Genomic DNA, 17702 nt, shown 5'->3' on the forward strand with positions numbered 1-17702 from the left:
AGAGTAAGGGAGCAAGCTGGTTGAACCCTTGTGAATACCTATAGCGATCACCCTGATTCAGCCTGCTAACAAAAATGCGATTCACAGTACTTCGGAATGGACGGTTTCACTCGTCAAGAAACATTAGCTCTAACGCAGATCACGTCAAGTCGGTTGGCTTACCTCGACCGCACCAGCGTTGTAGTGCCGAAAAAATATGGCAACTCTAAGAAACCCACTGTTATCTACACCTGGGAACAACTCCTTGAAATTCGCACCATCGCTAATTTACGCAAGCAAATTTCTTTGCAAATGGTCCGTAAATTAGTGAGTTTTCTAGATGAGCATGGGCTGGATATCACCTTGCACGACAAGCATTTGGTTGCGACTCCCAATGAAGTCTTTTTAGTGATGCCAGATTGGTCTGATATGCCTCAGGTCATGAAAGTCGCTGATCGCGACGGCGAAGGACTTGGACAACTCGTGCTGCTGGTTCTCCCTCCCCTCAAAACGGTGATTCAAGAAATCTGGAATGCGGCAGCGAACTCTACCCTCGTCGATTTCGAAAGCTTTAAGCAGCGGGCGAAGTCTGCTCCGGCTCAGGCGGGATGAACGCAATGTCGGTTTCCAAGCACCATTCTTGCATGGGAGCTTCCGGCATTATCAATGTTTCCGAGGATGCTGAATTGAGCGTCACTACCTGCGCTTTGACGTTCCAATGAGGCACGACCTCATACCAGACCTTCATCACAAGAATAGTCGAAGAGAATATCAGCGTGAAGAGGTTCGCCAAAATGACAGGAGCATCGTGGGCATACAAACCATAAATTAGCCAGAGGGCAATGCCCGCACAGAGGACAATCAGCATACTCCATGACATCCCCTCCGCTGAGCGCGATCGCCACGTCTTCAAGACCTGCGGAAAATAAGCGATTGTTGTCAGCGAACCAGCAACTAACCCCAAAACTGTCGTGAGATCCATCGCAGGCAACCCCTATCCCCTTGTTGACATATCCAGACCTTGAGCGAGATCACCAGCAAAGCTTCAATGTCTCAGTTTCGTAATTTAACACAACAAAACGGTAGCCACCGCAACATAAGCTGAAGTAATTCTTAATGTTTTATGAAACCTTTTTTTTAGAGGCTAATCATGTCATTTCTGGGATCAGGTAAGCCAGTAGACCTGGCTTACGGTGGAAACGGCTGTATCAATTCATAAGAACCGATGCTGTCCCTCAACGAATCGTTTTTGTCGCTAGGTTTCAAGAAGAACTAATTTGTATAGCTGAGTCATCTGCTTCGAAGTGCTTAGGTTAACTGTTATCTGTTGTGGAAGGAACTGTCGAATCTTGATGGTGTAGACATTATTGGTGCCCTCAGTACCCTCGTCACTAACGAAAACCTCGTATAAATTTATCAGTTTCGCATAGCTAATAATCTTTCAAATAAAAGCGCTACCTTTGGATGACGCTGAATTCTACAGTAAGTGACTATAATTAAGGGATGAATATCTGCTCTCTTGGTTGTTCGCTATATTGATTCATTATTTGAACTATTTCTTTGGTTATGTTCGTACCCCTATAGATTTTGTTTAAACTATCTGGATTCACCCGTTAGAAGCTTATCTTTTTAGCTTCATCACTGCGGGATAGCTATCCCTCTTAACCGTTAGATTGTCTTGTGGTTGCAGTAGAGTTCTGTTAAGTGGGCTGTAGCTTACTCAGTGCTACACTGCTCTATTCAGCTATTTCCAGAGTGGAGGCTGTTCCTTGGGTGTCTTTATTTTGAGCTGCCCAAGCTGTCTCCAATTTAAAGATCGAAGACGTGTGAAACTTCCCTGTTAATTGAAATTTGAAACGTTATGCCTATATCCGTCGCAACGCAACGTCTTTCTATATTTGTTGATGGCAATAATATGTTTTATGCCCAACAAAAGAACGGCTGGTTTTTTGATCCCAGGCGAGTAATTGAGCACTTCACCTCTGAAGACGGTGGACTGAGTTTAGTCAATGCGTTTTGGTATACGGGGCTAAAAGATCCCCAAGATCAGCGAGGTTTTCGGGACGCGCTTATCAGCTTAGGGTACACCGTACGCACCAAAATTCTCAAAGAGTATTACGACGATAACTCAGGTCGCTATTCTCAGAAAGCCAATCTAGATATTGAGATTGTCGTGGACATGTTCAACACGGTTGAGCAGTACGATCGCGTCGTCTTGTTCAGCGGCGATGGAGATTTTGAAAGAGCGATCGAGCTATTGCGATCAAAAAATACTCATATCACCGTTGTGTCCACTGATGGGATGATTGCCCGTGAGCTGAGGAATGCAACTGATCGTTATATCGACCTCAATACCATCAGAAAGCAAATTGAAAAGCGCGACAGCTATCACTGATGACTAGAGGTGAAGGTCTTCTTTGCCTGTCTTTGAAAGGTTGAGGCCGCCAACTCCCCGACGTAGGGTTCGACTGTTGGGATGGCAGGTGCTGTCGATCAATTGGCTACACCGCCTTAGTGGTTCATCTGAATTTCCAAATTTCGCGGAAATTTCTCCGGGCAGTGGTCACAGTGTGTTACTATAAGTGCCCGTGGATGGCGGGTCGATGCCCGAGTGGTTAATGGGGGCGGACTGTAAATCCGCTGGCTATGCCTACGCTGGTTCGAATCCAGCTCGGCCCACCACGCTTCGCCCATGTAGCTCAGCGGTAGAGCACACCCTTGGTAAGGGTGAGGTCACGAGTTCAATTCTCGTCATGGGCTTGCTGAAAGATTGTGCCTACCGCCGGCAGAGCTATGGGTGATCGCACAATTCACCAGCTGTCAAGATTTTTCAATCCCATTACAAGGTCTACTTGCGTTATTAGTTAAGGCGCTAGCAGTCACAGCTCACCCTTCTCTCTTTGCATGAGCCGTTCCTATAAAGACACTGGAATTAATCTCAAAAGCATGCCGATGGGCGAAACGGACCGCCTGTTAACGATATTGACCGTTGAACATGGTCTTATCCGAGTGATTGTCCCAGGAGCGCGAAAGCATAAGTCTCGCTTGGGGGGACGCAGTAGTCAGTTTGTCGTCAACGAAGTCTTTATTATCCGAGGCAAGCGGTTAGACAAGCTGGTGCAGGCAGAGACCATCACCTCCTTTCCAGGATTGTCAGCAGACTTGGCTCGATTAACTGCCAGCCAATATTTAGCCGAACTAGTGCTTTGTCAGGCCTTAAGCGAACAGCCTCAAGAAAAACTGTTTACTCTCTTGGTGGAACAGCTACAGCAGTTAGAGAAAGCGCCTCAAGAGGCTATTTTGCCTTGCCTAAGCCACGGCATTTTTCACCTTCTGACACTAGCTGGAGTTGCTCCGGAGTTGGCACGGTGTAATGTCAGTGAAGTTGAGATTGAGCCTGACTCAGCTAACCCAGACTGGAAAACTGGATTTAGTATTACTTCGGGTGGCATTGTCAGTTTGGCGCACTTAGAGCCCGCTGCAACAGCTTCACTAAGAGCAAAAACGCCGGAAGGACGCTACGCTGTGAAAGGCGGTTACGATACCACGAGGGAGAGAGGGCGATCGCCCCAAAAGCCTCCCAAGCCAATTCTGCTTAGTGCAAAAGAGCTGGTATTGTTGAGATATTTAGAAGACTCAGAGCTGATTACTCAACGGTCTGCCTTTAGACCAGTTGATGATGCTGAATCTATGCAGTTTGTGTGGCAGCGTATCGAACGTATTTTGCGTCGATATGCTGAGTATCATTTTGACCGTCCCATCCGTTCAGCAGCTCTGATAGATACGTGTTTTCCAGCAGCGGCACCTTCTAAGGACTAGCGTTTGGAACACGCTGTCTAGCAGTCTGTACACCAAGATGAAACAACAGCACGAGGCTGACAGCGCTTTTTGTTTTGTTACCTATTCTGTTTCATTAGCTTATATCGGCTTTTTTACCGTTAACTTTGCACTGTATATAAGTGGCCTTTAGACAATGTTACGCGAGCCTGAGACTGACTCATTGGCAGAGGACCTAAACGGGGAGGATACCCCACATCAAAAGGCAAAAACCGTTTCACAAGAGGGAACGGCAGCAGCGACCCCTGCTCCAACTGGATTTTTGCCAGTTTTGAAGAACCGCAATTTTTTGGTGCTGTGGAGTGGTCAGGTTTTCTCACAGCTGGCCGATAAGGTCTACCTCGTCTTGATGATTGCGATCATCGGGAGTCAGTTCGACACGCCTGACCGCTCTATTAGCGGCTGGGTGTCGGCAGTGATGGTGGCATTTACCATTCCTGCTGTTTTGTTCGGCTCATTAGCAGGCGTATATGTTGACCGCTGGAGCAAACAAGCTGTTTTAGTGCTCACCAATCTGCTCCGGGGTGTCCTTGTCATCGCATTGCCCTTTCTTCTCTGGGCTTCTCAAGATTGGGGAACAATTGGCAACATTCCGGTCGGCTTTGGCTTGCTGCTAGCGGTGACTTTTGCAGTGTCTACCCTGACGCAGTTTTTTGCACCTGCAGAGCAGGCCATGATTCCGCTCATCGTCAAAATGTCGCGCTTGCTATCAGCCAATTCTCTCTATACCACCACAATGATGGCGTCTGTCATCATCGGTTTCGCGATCGGAGAGCCGCTGCTGGCATTGGCAGATTCCTTACTGGCGACAGTCGATGGCGGGTCTGGTTGGGGCAAATCGTTCTTGGTAGGAGGTGGTTATCTGGTGGCGGGCTTGTTGCTCATGGTAGTCCGGGTTGGCAACGACATTGTGCCAGAACATGAGCCTCCGCACCCTTGGGAAGACATTAAAGAAGGGGTACGATATCTCAATCAAAAACCTGCTGTCCGCAACGCTATTGTGCAGCTTGTCGTTCTGTTCTCAGTATTTGCGGCTTTAGCAGTACTGGCAGTCCGATTAGCTGAAGTCATGCCATCGCTCAAGTCATCCCAGTTTGGCTTTTTACTCGCAGCTGGCGGTGTCGGCATGGCAGTCGGAGCTGCCTTTATCGGACAGTTTGGTCAGCGGATAAACCGTCGTCGTTTGAGTCTTCTGGGATCCACCGGTATGGCAGGAGTGCTGATAGCTATGGCATTTGTGACTCAACAGCTCTGGCCTACACTCGGACTAATAGCTTTGTTGGGGTTCTTTGCAGCCGCAATTGGCATTCCTATGCAGACTACTATTCAAGAAGAAACGCCCGCAGAAATGCGCGGTAAGGTCTTTGGGCTACAGAACAATGTGGTCAATATTGCCCTGAGCTTGCCGCTGGCGCTTGCTAGCGTGGCAGAAAGTTGGTTGGGGCTATCTGTCGTTTTAAGTATTCTCGGCGGAGTTGTCGTCACGGGAGGTCTACTGACCTGGTATAGTTCCGATACGGGTGATGACAGTACGATAAACGCTTCTCTCGCTAAGCAAGAGGGCGATCGCGCCTAATTTCTAGGTGAATATGGTCAGTCGCCCTTAATCTGCGGATAAAGAGGCTTCTTCCCAGTAGATGCATGTAGCATGGCTTGGCAAAAAATCTCCCTTTTGTGGAAATGTTACCTACGGTCAAGAAATCACTCAGGCACTGATAGAGCGTGGTCATCAAGTTACGTTTGTCCACTTTGACCGAGGCCAATCAAGTCAGAACGTTCCTTCGACACTAGGCAAGGTTCGGGGTTTTTCTTGGCATCACTGTCATGAAGTAACACTCCCTTTTCTGTTCAAGTCTCAGATTCTTACAATTCCTTCCTTTAAATCTGGCAAGCGGTTAGTCGACGCTCTGGCACAGTTGAAACCTGATATTGTTCATGCATCATTAACCCTATCCCCCTTGGATTTCCGGTTACCTAGCCTGTGTGCACAGCTCAAATTACCGTTGGTCGTGACCTTTCATCCAGCCTTTGATCGCAAACTGAGAACGTTGAGTTCAGGCACTCAGCACGTTACCTATCAGATGTATGCGCCTATGCTGGCTCAGTGCGATCGCGTCATCGTTTTTTCAAAGCTACAGCGCGATTTGCTGATTCGCCTAGGTGTCCCCCCTAAAACGCTTGCTGTCATCCCTAATGGTGTAGACGTCAACAAGTATTCTCCCGGTCCCTCGGCAATCAAATCCACATTGCAAGCCCGACAGCTCTTTGTCTATCAGGGACGGCTATCACCAGAAAAAAACGTGGAAGCACTGCTTAAAGCGTGGCGCCACGCAAAGATGGGGTCAGACTGCAAATTGGCGATCGTGGGCAATGGTCCTTTGGAGTCGGCACTGCGGCTTTTTTATGGCGGCGACAGTTCCATTCACTGGCTGGGCTTTGTGAAAGACGAAGCCCGCCGAATCGATATTTTGCGGGGGGCAGATGCGTTCCTACTCCCATCTCTGGTCGAAGGTCTTTCGCTGTCCTTGTTAGAAGCGATGTCCTGTGGCACTGCCTGCATCGCCACTGATGCTGGAGCAGACGGTGAAGTGCTGGAAGATGGTGCCGGTATTGTGATTGATACTCAGCGCGTAAGCCACCAGCTACAAACGATCCTGCCTATCTTGCGAGATCACCCTGAAATGGCCCGAGTTTTAGGACAAAAAGCTCGCCAACGGGCTTTAGAACGCTATACCTTAACAACCAACGTGTCTCAGGTTGAGAACATTTACGCAGAACTAACCCCACCATCCTTTTCTACAAAGTCCTCGTACATCATGCTTTAGGGTAACTTCTTGAAGTGGCTATCCTGTTGCAGTGATGTATAGCGTAGTGTTTTGAATGGTGAGCTTATTTCTGCCGTAGTCTGCTAGCACATAGCCACGTCTTGTCCGGATAGAGAAGGCTATAGCACCCTTCTTGCGGTAGCTCAAAATCTCCCTAACTGTCTAGCCACTCTACTGCTTTGGATAGGTATGAGTTTGAGGCTGGCTAAATAGACTAAGCCGTAGTGCAAACAAGCGTTCTTGAGTTGACGCCCTTGTCTTCTGATCTTGAAATGGCGCAGCTATCCTGAGTCGAGTCAAGTTAGCGCTTGTCTGGCGTCAGTAGAGTCTTTAAGGACACACCTCTCATGACGCGCTACTGGTTCTGAACACAGAAAGGGCCAACTCAATCCCCAAGAGGCATTATGGAAACGCAAGAATCTCAACAAAACCGACAAGGCGCCGATGTTCCTCATCCCAACATCCCGTTCGTCATTGATAGTCGCTCAACGGAATACCACGGGACAGGTATTACTAGCTCTGTCGCTATCTTGGGTCATCCCATTCATCCAGTCATTGTCATTTTCCCGATCGCTTTTTTAAGTGGGGCAGCAGGGACCGATCTTGGGTATTGGCTGACTAAAGGAGAATTCTGGGCGCAGGCATCTATTTGGTTACTTGGAGTCGGTTTGTTATCTGGGGCCGGGGCTGCCATCACAGGCATGTTTGATTTTGTTCGGATTCCCCGGTCTCGCAGTCGTCAAGCAGGATGGGCACACATGATTTTAAACGTCATAGTGCTGGTCTTGAGCATCGGTAACTTCTTCTTGCGACTAGCCAGCCCTGAAGCCAATATCTTACCGATAGGCTTAACACTGTCCTGGGTCGTCGCGGGATTACTGATGGCTAGTGGTTGGTACGGTGGTGAACTTATGTTTCGTCATAAAGTCGGCATTGTTGGCCCAGGCGAATCTCACGTTCCCTAAGTCGCCTCCATTGATTCCAGCCCTGTGCAGCTTGATCAAGTCCATCTCAGTGTCTTAAGGAAGTAGGGAATAGGGAATGGGGTGTGCTTGACTCAAATGCATGTCGCTATAGTTCTAGAAGCCTTGAAATATGAGCATTGCTACGCCCATTCTTAATTGATCAGCTAAGGGCTGAAACCCATTCTAATAAAGCATTTGAGCGTTAATGGTGATAGACCACTAGTTATTTCCTAAGCGCTATGGGACAGACCTGTAGCCTCACCAGATTTTAGATTTGGATTTACGAATGGGGTTCTCCAAACAGAACAACAGATCCGGTTAAACCGTCTATCACTTGATGGGTGACATCGCTGACAGCAAGACCACCCGCAGTTCGACGGCGCATGGACCGCAAGATCGTCAAATCTACATGGCGGGCTGCTTTGAGAATGACGGCACCTGGATCGTCATGACGCACGCATTTGATAGCGTGCTCCACGGCTGGTCCCTCTTTAACGATCGCCCTAAGCGCGCTTTTGAACTGTTTAAGCTCCTCGGGCTGACTACGGCGATCGCTCACGTGCAGCAAGGTAATTGAAGCTGCGTGGGTATCGGCAAACAATTGTCCAAAGCGAATCGTCCGAATGGTTTGCGGGGTCAGTACCTTCACCGGAATCAGGATTCGCCGCATATCAACCGGCGCTTTTCGTAAGCGAGTGACAGCTACCGGACAGTGAGTCGACCAAAAAACACTGTCGATCAACGTTCCAAACAGTCTTGCCCGTAAACCCTCGGTCGAACTCCAGCCCATGACAATTAATTGAGCATTCTGTTCTCGTGCGGTGCGGCTAATACCCTCAGCAATATCATCGTCGATGCGGGTCTGGGTTACGACTTTGACGCCACAGTGGAGGCTAATCTCCTCAGCCGTCTGTAAGAGCCTTTGACTATTGGCAAGGGTGACTGAGAGCGTAGGATCGTCCATGTGTACGCGAGCAGGAGCGATCGTCAACGGCACGATATACCCATTCTCGCGATGGGCAATCAACGCTGCCATCTCGATGAGATAACGCTGAGTTAGCGGATTTGAGACTGGTACTACTACAGCAAACGGACTTTCTGCAGAGGACAGCGGCTGTAACCATGCTTCCCAGTCACTGCTAGAACCCGAGATCCGCTGAGGAAGCGGCAAGCGACTAGCGAACTGGCTAGTGCTTATCGATCCTAATAACGAAGTTACCAACATCAAAACAATGACAGCGTTAAAGACTTGAGCTGTGATCAAGCCCACCTGAAGGCCAACTAAGGCAGCTGCCAGCGTTGCGGCAACCTGTGGCAGCGACAGGGACCACATGGTTAATACCCGCATGAGGCTATAGCGAAAAAGGGCGCCTGCGATCGCCGCAGCCATAAACTTCGTAGCTAGCAAAACTACCACGATTCCTAAAGTCAAACCCAAGCGGTCTGTCAGAGCCTCTAGGAAGACCGGGACATCCAGGAGTAGTCCCATACAGACAAAAAAGAAGGGAATGAACAGCACACTGCCAAAGAATTCCACTTTCTCCTTCACCGGACCATCTCCCACAACGCCATTCACGGCCAGCCCAGCCAGAAAAGCTCCGATGACCTTGTCAACATTAATGAGTTGTGCCCCTACTGCTGATAAGAAAACGGCTAATAGGATGAACAAAAATTTGTTTCCCTGTTCATCACCGGTGCGGCGAAAATAAAGCCTGCCAGCCCAATCCAGACCCAGTAAGACCGCTGCTGCATAAAGCGCTAACCCCACAAGCTGAAGTGTGAGTGACAGGGACGAAAAATCACCCGCTTGAACTGAGACACATATCGCCAGCACTAGCAGAGCCGCAATATCCGTAAAAATAGTTGCGCCGACCGTCACCGTGACCGCTTCATCGCGCGAAACGCCTAACCGCATCACAATGGGATATGCCAGCAGAGTATGGGAAGCCAGCAGTGAGCCAATGAGAACTGCACTAGGCCAACTGCTACCGCTTACTCGCCCCAAAATCAGGCCGCCCATAAGCGGAATTGCAAAGGTTAGCGCTCCGAAGATAATAGAGCGATCGCGGTTGCGGCTGAATTCTTTGAGGTCGATTTCCAACGCCGCTACAAACATGAGGTACACCTTCCCGATGTCTGAGAAGAGTTTCTCAATATCTCCAGTGGGATCAAGCAATCCGACACCGCTAGGTCCTAAGACCACACCTGCCAATAGCAACCCTACTAACCCCGGTAGTCGTATCCGTTCAAACAAAGGTGGCAGAGTTAGACTTACAAGCAACAAAACCGTGAAGGCCACCAAAGGATTATCGACAGCCAACTGCCTAATTGATTCCATCCTGTCACTTTCGCCAAACAGCGTTCAAGAAATACCTTGCCTTTACAGTGTCCATGCAGGTTGCCAACATCCAATCGGACACGTCGATGATCAAACTTGAACAAAAAAGTAGGCAAGGAAACCCTCACCTACTTTGACACAGGAGTTATAAGGAGATAACGACCCCAGCCAAATTTCAGTTGGAAACAATTTATTCAGCAGCACTTCGTAGAAGAAGTATTTACCCGAATCTATATTGATTCCCTTGGAAATATAGCCTGGTCTATCGTTATTTCAACAAAATTTTAAAGCTTTGACAACCCTTTAGCTTGAGGATTACTTATAGGCTATATGTGGACAAACGCAAACTTTATCCCATCAAAATGACATTATCCAAAACATGGATAATGCCGTTGTCTGCCTCGATATCCGCAGCCAACACCGTGGCATTCTTAACTTCAAAAGCTTCTGTCCCGTCAATCGGAATCGGAGCACCTTCAATAGACGTAATCTGCCCTTTTTCAACTAAGTCAGCCTGGGTATGCTTACCCATCGCAACGTGGTAAGTCAGTATGCGAGCCAGCTGAGGTGGATTTTGGACTAGGGTTTGCACAGTGCCCGGCGGCAATTTTGCAAAAGCGTCGTCGTTGGGGGCAAAAACAGTAAAAGGCCCGTCTCCTTGCAAGGTCTCAACTAGTCCTGCCGCCTGTACAGCAGCAACAAGCGTTGAAAACCCCTCGGTATTGACAGCAATATCGACGATGGTAGGCATAGGTTTTGAAGTAGGTTGACAATGGGCACGAGAACTACTGCGTTGAAGACGATGGCATCTTGATCGCAGGTAGCTCTAAAAGAATGATGGGGTGGGGATTTTGTGAAATTAACGTCATGCCTGCGATCGCAATCGCAGCCGCCGCAAAGAAGGGATCCAATCGGTCTAAAAGCCGTCTCATAATGTCATTCCTCGCAAACATAAGACATGCATTGAATGTTTAAGTGTTGAATGAACTTAAGCCGATATCATCTATCGGTAGTCTTGACTCTGAATATCCCGTAAGCGGGCTTCAGGACGCAGAAATCGGTCCATTTGAGCTTCAAAGAACTTGCGATTTGCCATGCGATGTCTGGGGTTGGGATCATCAAGCGGATAAAGTAAGGCCGCTCTCAGAGCTTGAATAACCGCCGAAGTGACGTTGTACATGGACCGCTGAAACGTAATTCCTAACTGAATCAGAATGTCATCCTCGCCCCGGCAATGTTGGTCGTAATAGTCCAGGAGATATTGAGGCAGAAAATGCAGCATATCCTGCATCAAGAGAGTGGGTGGAATGCCAGCGCTGCCTACCGGAAAGACATCGGCATAGAGAATGCCGTAGTGAAAATCATTCTGATCTTCGGGAACCTGCCCAGCTTGAGCGTTGTAAGACTTAGTGCCTCTAAACGGAGCCGTGCGATAGAAAACAGCCTCAACATAGGGCAATGCCGCTTCATACAGCCAGGTGAAGCCCTTTGACTTAGGAATCAGTTCGTAGCATTCGTCGCCTATATAAACATGGTGATAGATGGGACGTCCTGCCACGGCAAAGATACCGTTGACCAAAAAGTCCATCGCCGCAGGAACCCCCTCAAAACCGCCTTCATCATAGATGTCACTCATTTCGAAGAAGACAGGGGCCATGACCTCCCAGAACAATCCCAAATTTGAGTAGTAGGACAATTCCCGGCATTTCTCATAGAACATCTCGGGAAAAAGTTTGTACAGTCCCAACATGAGCGGGTTGCGCTTGAAGTAAGCTTTGATGGCGCGATCGCAGTTCGCCTTGTATTCATCGGTATAGAGATAGTCGTTGTAGCGTCCACCCATATCCTGATGCCACAGCATGGCCTTCATACAGGCTTCAGCAAACTCCATGTTGACGCGATCGTGCCATAGGTGATGGAAGAGCTTGGGTAGATTTCGATCTAGTTCACCTTCGGCCATAAATTCCAACAGTTCTGGATGCGCCGTTGCCACGCCGCGCCAGATTCTCAAGTCTGCTGTATCGCCGGCATAGTGATTGTGTAAGTCCAGGTATTCTTTGGGCAAAAAGTATTTGAAGGCGGGTAGCGGATCCAGAAAAACCCGCTCTGCGATGTAGAGCAAATCCCGCCAGTAGAAATCCATCGGTACGGCATAAGCCTTGTAGATACCGATGATTTGCATCAAGTTTTCTGGTGTATCGGGCAGCATAGAACCACCCGCTTCAAGGCGGTGAATCACATCCGCATGAGGATGCGTAGACGGGGGAATAATATCAGTCTTTTCGGAGGTGAGCGTAGTAGTCATCGGTTTGGAGATTCTTCAGATATCAAGCTGTTTATCAGAGGGAGGGCTAAGCCACGAAACGAGATCCATTTATCCTTCGTTAGCTACTCACTCATGAGGCGATAGCAGCACCGTTGCGATTTTGTCTGCTGGGGCACTTTTTCGTTCTGGGACAGATACAGGGGTGAGCGCCACTAAATTAGATGCGGTCGGTTCACTCCAACGAACTAGCCAATTCGGCTGCAATCCTAGAAACAAGATGAGTGTCGCGAGGACCAAAGCTGGAAATCGCTCGATGAAATCAACCTTAGGGAAGTAGGCGATCTCATTGTCAAGCTTGCCAAAACAGGTACGGTTTAGGAGAATCACGAAATAGACCGCAGTTAGTCCAGTACCGGTAACGCATAGGAGCGTTTGAAGTGGATAAACAGCATAGGTTCCCTGAAAGACGAGAAACTCGGTCACAAAGCCTACCAGTCCAGGAATTCCGGCACTAGCCATGCCGCCTAAAACTAACAACGCGCTAGTCATCGGCAATCCTCGAACCGGATTCATGAGTCCATTCAGAACATCTAGTTCGCGGGTCCCCACCTTGGCTTCAACAACGCCGACCAAGTGAAATAAGATAGCCAGAATGATGCCGTGAGACACCATCTGACTGACGGCTCCAGTTAAGGCTAGGTCGGTCATGGCTGCCCCTCCCAACAAGACGTAGCCCATATGCCCAATCGAGCTGTAGGCCACCATGCGCTTAATATCCTTTTGGGCGATCGCTGTGATGGCGCCATACAAAACGCTGATAGCGGCCCACACTGCCAAGTAAGGTGCTAACACAGACCAAGCGTCAGGAAACATGCCTAAACCGAAGCGGAACAAACCATAGGTGCCTAACTTTGCCAGTACCCCCCCTAGCATCATGGCAACCGGGGTGTATGCAGCGACGTAGGTATCCGGTAACCAAGTGTGGAAGGGAACTAGAGGAATTTTGATGCCGAAGGCAACTAGCATGACACCCAGCAAAATAAGCTGCCCTGTCAAAGGTAAGGTTTGCCCCATTGCTGCCACATAGGCAAAATCGCTGTGTTCGGTCAGCCAGACCGTTGCTAAGAAACTCGCTAGCATCAACGCCCCGGAGACCGCTGTATAGAGCAAAAACTTGGTTGCGGCATAGTTGCGTTTTTGTCCACCCCAAATAGCGACCAAGAGATAGAGAGGAACTAGCTCAATCTCATAAAGCAAAAAGAACAGCAGCAGGTTTTGAGCCAAGAAAGCACCTGCCACACCACCACTAACCAGTAGCATGAGCGCATAGAACAACTTAGGACGCTCAATATCAGGACGACTGCTCCACAAAGCAACCCAAGTAATTAAGCTGTTCAGAGCCACCATCAGCAGAGAGAGACCGTCTAGACCCAGACTGTAGTTCAGCCCGAGTATCGGAATCCAAGCGAAAAACTCACTAAATTGAACGCTCGAATTACTCAAATCGAATTGAGTGAACAGCCAGATAGTCCAAAGTAGGGTGGTACCTGATGCAGCTAGAGAAAGCGATCGCGCTTGCTTTGCTGTAACTTGAGGCAAAAACGCGATTGGTATGGCACTAAGGATGGGGAGCCAGATGAGAACACTCAGCATGGTTTTAGGTTGGTTTAGATAGAGGGGCAGCGGTAGAAAGACGGTATGAAGCCAGACAGCTTGTCAGCTAGAAACCCGAAAGAGCAGCAGTAACGACTCTAGGAATGTACTGCCAACTCATAATGATGCTGATGACCGCTACACAGAAAGAAATGGTCAGCACATAGAACTGCAGGCGTCCAGTGTTGTTGTATTTCAGCGCTTCACCGCTAAAGATTGAAGCCATGCCAACGAAATTGACTAAGCCATCAACCAAGTATCGGTCCAGCCAGTCTGTAAGCCGAGAAAGCAAGTCAACCCCCAGAACGACGCTGGAGCGATAGAGACGAGGTGTGTAGAAATCGAAGGCCAGCAGGCTTTGGATACTTTCAGGAACAAGCTTGCCAGGAACAGAGATTTGGCGACCAATGTAGAGGACTGCACCAACACCAAAACCTAGGATACTCGCCCAAATTAACGCTAAGGCCATATCTTTATTGAGGTCGCTCCAGACAGGCAAGAGTCCCAACGCCTTGAGAATCAAAGGCAAATGCAGCGTAAAGCCTGCCGTAATCATCATCGGCATGACAAGCAGCCAGAGCGGTTCTGGAGCACGGATAGTCATCTGATCAGCTTCACCAGCAAAGATGAGGCCGAATGCACGAGCCAAGCTGAATGCAACAATCCAATTCACGGCTAGGGTGATCGCCACTAAAGCAACTTGGTGATTAACCCACAATCCTGTCACCAGCTTCAACATGGCCCAAAAGCCGCCCAGCGGAGGCATCGCAATTAGTCCAAAAATGCCAATCAGAAACGCTGATCCGGTGACAGGTCGTCGCTGCCACAAACCACCCATCTGCGTTACGTCTTGGGTAATGACATTGAGAATAATGGAACCGACCCCCATGACGAGAAGCGCCATCGCCATCGCATAGGTCAACACCAAGAGCAATGCCGCTTCGGGCTGTTGAGCACCGACAGCAATAAAAATCAGTCCCATGTAAGCGCTGGAAAGATAGGACAGGATACGCTTTGAGTCTATTTGGGCAACTGAAATGAGAGCGCCTCCCAAAGCTGTGATGGTACCCACTACCTGCATGGCGGTCAGCACTGTTGGTGATAGCGCCAATACTGGCTGCAACTTAACAAGCACCCAAGCTCCCGTTGCGACAATAACAGCGTTTCGCAGAATGGTGCTGGGAATGGGGCCCTCCATGGCCTCATCCAACCAAAGATGGAGAGGAAACTGAGCACACTTACTCATGGGGCCTGCAATCAGCCCGATACCAATTAGCGCTATCAGACGCGGTTCAACTTGAGCAGTCTGTGCCCAAGCCGCTAGTTCTCGAAAATCCCAGGTGTGTGCTAGCGGGTAAATTGCCAAAACTCCCATCAGTAGGACCAGATCGCCTACTCGCTTGGTCAGGAAGGCATCCCGCGCTCCGGTCACAACCAGTGACTGGTTATACCAAAAGCCCACCAGCAGATAAGTGCCTAGCGTCAGGAGTTCCAACAGGAAATAGGAGAAGAAGAGAGAATTGCAAAGGACGAGGGCGCATAATCCCGCTTCAAAAAATGCCATAAAGGCATAAAACCGGCCCCAACCCCAATCCATCTCTAGATAAGCAATGGCATACACCTGAGCCGTCAGATTAAGACCTGTGATCAGAATGCAAGCACCAACCGTGATGGCTGAAACTTCGATGGGAATATTCAAGTTCAAATCGGCCACTTGCAGCCAAGGAACGAAGAAAAATTGCTCTGAAGACTTTCCCCATAAGGCTTGAAAAGCGCCCAAGCTATGGATAAAGGCTAACAGGGTTGTCGCAATGTTGACATAGCCTGCAGGACGAGGACCTGTTCGGCGGATAAAAGCGGGTGACCAGGGAATCGTAAGGAGTGCCCCAAGCAGGGGATATAACGGAATCAGCCAACTGGTTTCGGTAAGCATGGGTGGATTTGAGCGTTAGCTTTAGACAGTGCAGATTTTTAGTACCTGACTCAGTCGTAGCTAGCTCCGTCCTCAGTCCCAAGAATTCTGGTCTGGAACGTTAGTTAGGCTCAGGTTGAAGAAACGCTTCCCCTAAGTCTAAATCTATGGAACTTAGCTCTCGATTGAATTAAGTCTATGCATAGTTTCAGTCTAATATTTTGCTCTCAACTTCGTCTAGGGGTGAATTGATTGAAGTCAATTTGAAATTCGATTGTCATTAATAAATACCGATAATAGGACCCCTCTCCTTGAGGGCTATTTTCCTTATCGTCTTCGGACACAGTAGGATCCAAGCTTATAGCCCTGTGCAACTTGATCAAGTCCATCTCAGTGTCTTAAGGGAGCAGGGAATAGTGCATGCCGCTATCAGATCAGCCCTTAAACTTGAACACGGTTTAGAGCGGCTTCTGAACGGGAATCGAAAAGGTGAACTTTGTCGGGAGCGATCGCTAGCCACAATTCCTCGCCAATGCTAAATGGACGATCAGGTTCGACTCTAACCTGTAGCAAGTCATCGCCAAACTGAACAGCAAGATAAGTTTCACTGCCTAGTGCTTCTATGCGCCGAACAGTCACCTGCAAATTTTTAGGTGCTGGAGAACTTAAAGAAAAATGCTCAGGCCGAATACCTAAAGTAACCGTCTCTCCATCATAGGCAGCTAGCGTTGTTTCCCAGTCACCCGAAAGTGTTAGGCGAAAGTGATGATGGTGAACCAAAAGAGGCGCACTCACCTGAACCGGTAAAAAATTCATGGGAGGAGAACCAATGAAAGACGCCACAAAGCGGTTCGCGGGCTGTCGGTAGAGTTCCAAGGGAGTTGCAACCTGTTGAATTTGCCCCTGATTCATAACAGCAATGCGATCGCCCATTGTCATCGCTTCCACCTGATCATGGGTCACATAAATGGTCGTAATACCTAACTGACGCTGGAGATTGACAATCTGGGCGCGAGTTTCTGTCCTCAGCTTGGCATCCAGGTTAGAGAGCGGCTCATCCATGAGAAAAACTTGAGGATTGCGAGCGATCGCTCGCCCCAACGCCACCCGCTGTTTCTGTCCGCCCGAAAGTTGACGCGGTAAGCGATCGAGCAATTCATCGATTTGCAGCATGTGAGCTACGGATCGGACCCGCTGATCAATCAGCTTGTCAGCTGCGGACAGATAGCACAGCTTTTTAGGAAAACGACGAGTTGCTCCAGCCAGGAGTGTCTGCCAGCGAGTTCGTTTTAAGAGGGCCTGCTGGAGCTCCTGGTTGGCATCCATCATGACCGACGGACTAGTCTTACCGTCGGTCCGCCTTGGCAAAACCTGAGAACTGGCCCCCATGCGGCGCAAGCCAAATGACAAATTGTCGTAAACCGTCAGATGCGGATACAGGGCATAGCTTTGAAACACCATCGCAATGTCACGCTGCTTGGGCGGCAGTTCATTCACGCGCTGCTCACCGACCCGAATGGTGCCTGCCGTAATCTCTTCCAGCCCAGAAATGAGTCGCAAGAGTGTACTCTTGCCACACCCAGAGGGTCCTACTAGCACCATAAACTCACCATCTTGTACCGTTAGGCAAATACGCCGTAGAACGGCGCTGTCTACCTGAGGCGAATTTGCGACATCGACGGGTTGACTGTTCCCCTGCTTGACAAAGGTCTTGTACAAATTTTCTAAAACAACCTGTGCCACAGCCCATTTCCCTTCTAAATGGCAATTTGAGTTTACAGAAAACCTACCTCTGGGATTAATGCCCCTGTCAGGAAGCAGTTGCCTTACGCAATACAGAATTTTCGCAGTCAGTTAGTCCGCTGCCATTAGATAACGCAGATCGCGCCCCAATCCGGGATTTTTGCAATCAATCAGCGCTCTTCCT

14 protein-coding genes and 2 tRNA genes are annotated in these 17702 nt (G+C 49.0%); 8 read left to right on the top strand and 8 right to left on the bottom strand.

The window, feature by feature from the left end; genetic code table 11:
- The first annotated feature begins 96 nt into the window (after nt 1–96).
- A complete protein-coding gene (locus tag PN498_RS08940) occupies nt 97–591 on the top strand; it encodes a MerR family transcriptional regulator (protein WP_272062380.1) in 495 nt (164 codons plus the stop codon).
- On the opposite strand, the gene PN498_RS08945 is transcribed toward PN498_RS08940, so the two are convergent.
- Nucleotides 551–961, bottom strand: coding sequence for a SemiSWEET family sugar transporter (locus tag PN498_RS08945; RefSeq protein ID WP_272062381.1), 411 nt, complete (start codon nt 959–961; stop codon nt 551–553). The two genes, PN498_RS08940 and PN498_RS08945, sit on opposite strands and share 41 nt — an antisense overlap.
- An 879-nt stretch (nt 962–1840) precedes the next feature.
- Between PN498_RS08945 and PN498_RS08950 the strand changes: the two genes are divergently transcribed.
- The 7 genes from PN498_RS08950 to PN498_RS08980 all read left to right on the top strand — a co-directional run bounded on the left by PN498_RS08950 (nt 1841) and on the right by PN498_RS08980 (nt 7606).
- Entirely contained in the window at nt 1841–2374 is a 534-nt protein-coding gene (locus tag PN498_RS08950) for a LabA-like NYN domain-containing protein (protein ID WP_272062382.1), read from the top strand.
- 202 nt (nt 2375–2576) lie between these two features.
- A tRNA-Tyr gene (locus tag PN498_RS08955) sits at nt 2577–2661 on the top strand.
- 6 nt (nt 2662–2667) lie between these two features.
- Nucleotides 2668–2739 (top strand) — tRNA-Thr (locus PN498_RS08960).
- Between the two features lie 144 nt (nt 2740–2883).
- Complete coding sequence (gene recO / locus PN498_RS08965) at nt 2884–3798, top strand: DNA repair protein RecO (RefSeq protein WP_272062383.1); 915 nt, start codon at nt 2884–2886, stop codon at nt 3796–3798.
- Between the two features lie 154 nt (nt 3799–3952).
- Nucleotides 3953–5392 carry an MFS transporter gene (locus PN498_RS08970; RefSeq protein WP_272062384.1) on the top strand — a complete coding sequence of 480 codons (1440 nt, stop codon included), beginning with the start codon at nt 3953–3955 and terminating at the stop codon, nt 5390–5392.
- 61 nt (nt 5393–5453) lie between these two features.
- Nucleotides 5454–6641 (top strand): glycosyltransferase family 4 protein, encoded by a 1188-nt coding sequence (locus PN498_RS08975; RefSeq protein WP_272062385.1) that lies wholly within the window; start codon nt 5454–5456, stop codon nt 6639–6641.
- A gap of 404 nt (nt 6642–7045) precedes the next feature.
- A complete protein-coding gene (locus tag PN498_RS08980) occupies nt 7046–7606 on the top strand; it encodes a DUF2231 domain-containing protein (RefSeq protein ID WP_272062386.1) in 561 nt (186 codons plus the stop codon).
- 280 nt (nt 7607–7886) lie between these two features.
- On the opposite strand, the gene PN498_RS08985 is transcribed toward PN498_RS08980, so the two are convergent.
- The 7 genes from PN498_RS08985 to PN498_RS09015 all read right to left on the bottom strand — a co-directional run bounded on the left by PN498_RS08985 (nt 7887) and on the right by PN498_RS09015 (nt 17518).
- Nucleotides 7887–9944 carry a cation:proton antiporter domain-containing protein gene (locus tag PN498_RS08985; protein ID WP_272062387.1) on the bottom strand — a complete coding sequence of 686 codons (2058 nt, stop codon included), beginning with the start codon at nt 9942–9944 and terminating at the stop codon, nt 7887–7889.
- 349 nt (nt 9945–10293) lie between these two features.
- Nucleotides 10294–10695: a fasciclin domain-containing protein gene (locus tag PN498_RS08990; RefSeq protein ID WP_272062388.1), complete on the bottom strand. Its 402-nt coding sequence runs from the start codon at nt 10693–10695 to the stop codon at nt 10294–10296.
- Between the two features lie 34 nt (nt 10696–10729).
- A complete protein-coding gene (locus tag PN498_RS08995) occupies nt 10730–10876 on the bottom strand; it encodes a hypothetical protein (protein ID WP_272062389.1) in 147 nt (48 codons plus the stop codon).
- A 71-nt stretch (nt 10877–10947) separates the two neighbouring features.
- Entirely contained in the window at nt 10948–12249 is a 1302-nt protein-coding gene (locus PN498_RS09000; RefSeq protein WP_272062390.1) for a CO2 hydration protein, read from the bottom strand.
- Nucleotides 12250–12336: 87 nt separating this feature from the next.
- On the bottom strand, nt 12337–13863 hold the full coding sequence (locus PN498_RS09005) for an NADH-quinone oxidoreductase subunit M (protein ID WP_272062391.1): 1527 nt from the start codon (nt 13861–13863) through the stop codon (nt 12337–12339).
- 67 nt (nt 13864–13930) lie between these two features.
- Nucleotides 13931–15796, bottom strand: a complete 1866-nt coding sequence (locus PN498_RS09010) for an NAD(P)H-quinone oxidoreductase subunit F (RefSeq protein ID WP_272062392.1) — start codon at nt 15794–15796, stop codon at nt 13931–13933.
- 420 nt (nt 15797–16216) lie between these two features.
- On the bottom strand, nt 16217–17518 hold the full coding sequence (locus tag PN498_RS09015; RefSeq protein ID WP_272062393.1) for an ABC transporter ATP-binding protein: 1302 nt from the start codon (nt 17516–17518) through the stop codon (nt 16217–16219).
- Nucleotides 17519–17702 lie beyond the last annotated feature (184 nt).

Source organism: Oscillatoria sp. CS-180 (assembly GCF_028330965.1).
Lineage (GTDB): Bacteria > Cyanobacteriota > Cyanobacteriia > Phormidesmidales > Phormidesmidaceae > Halomicronema.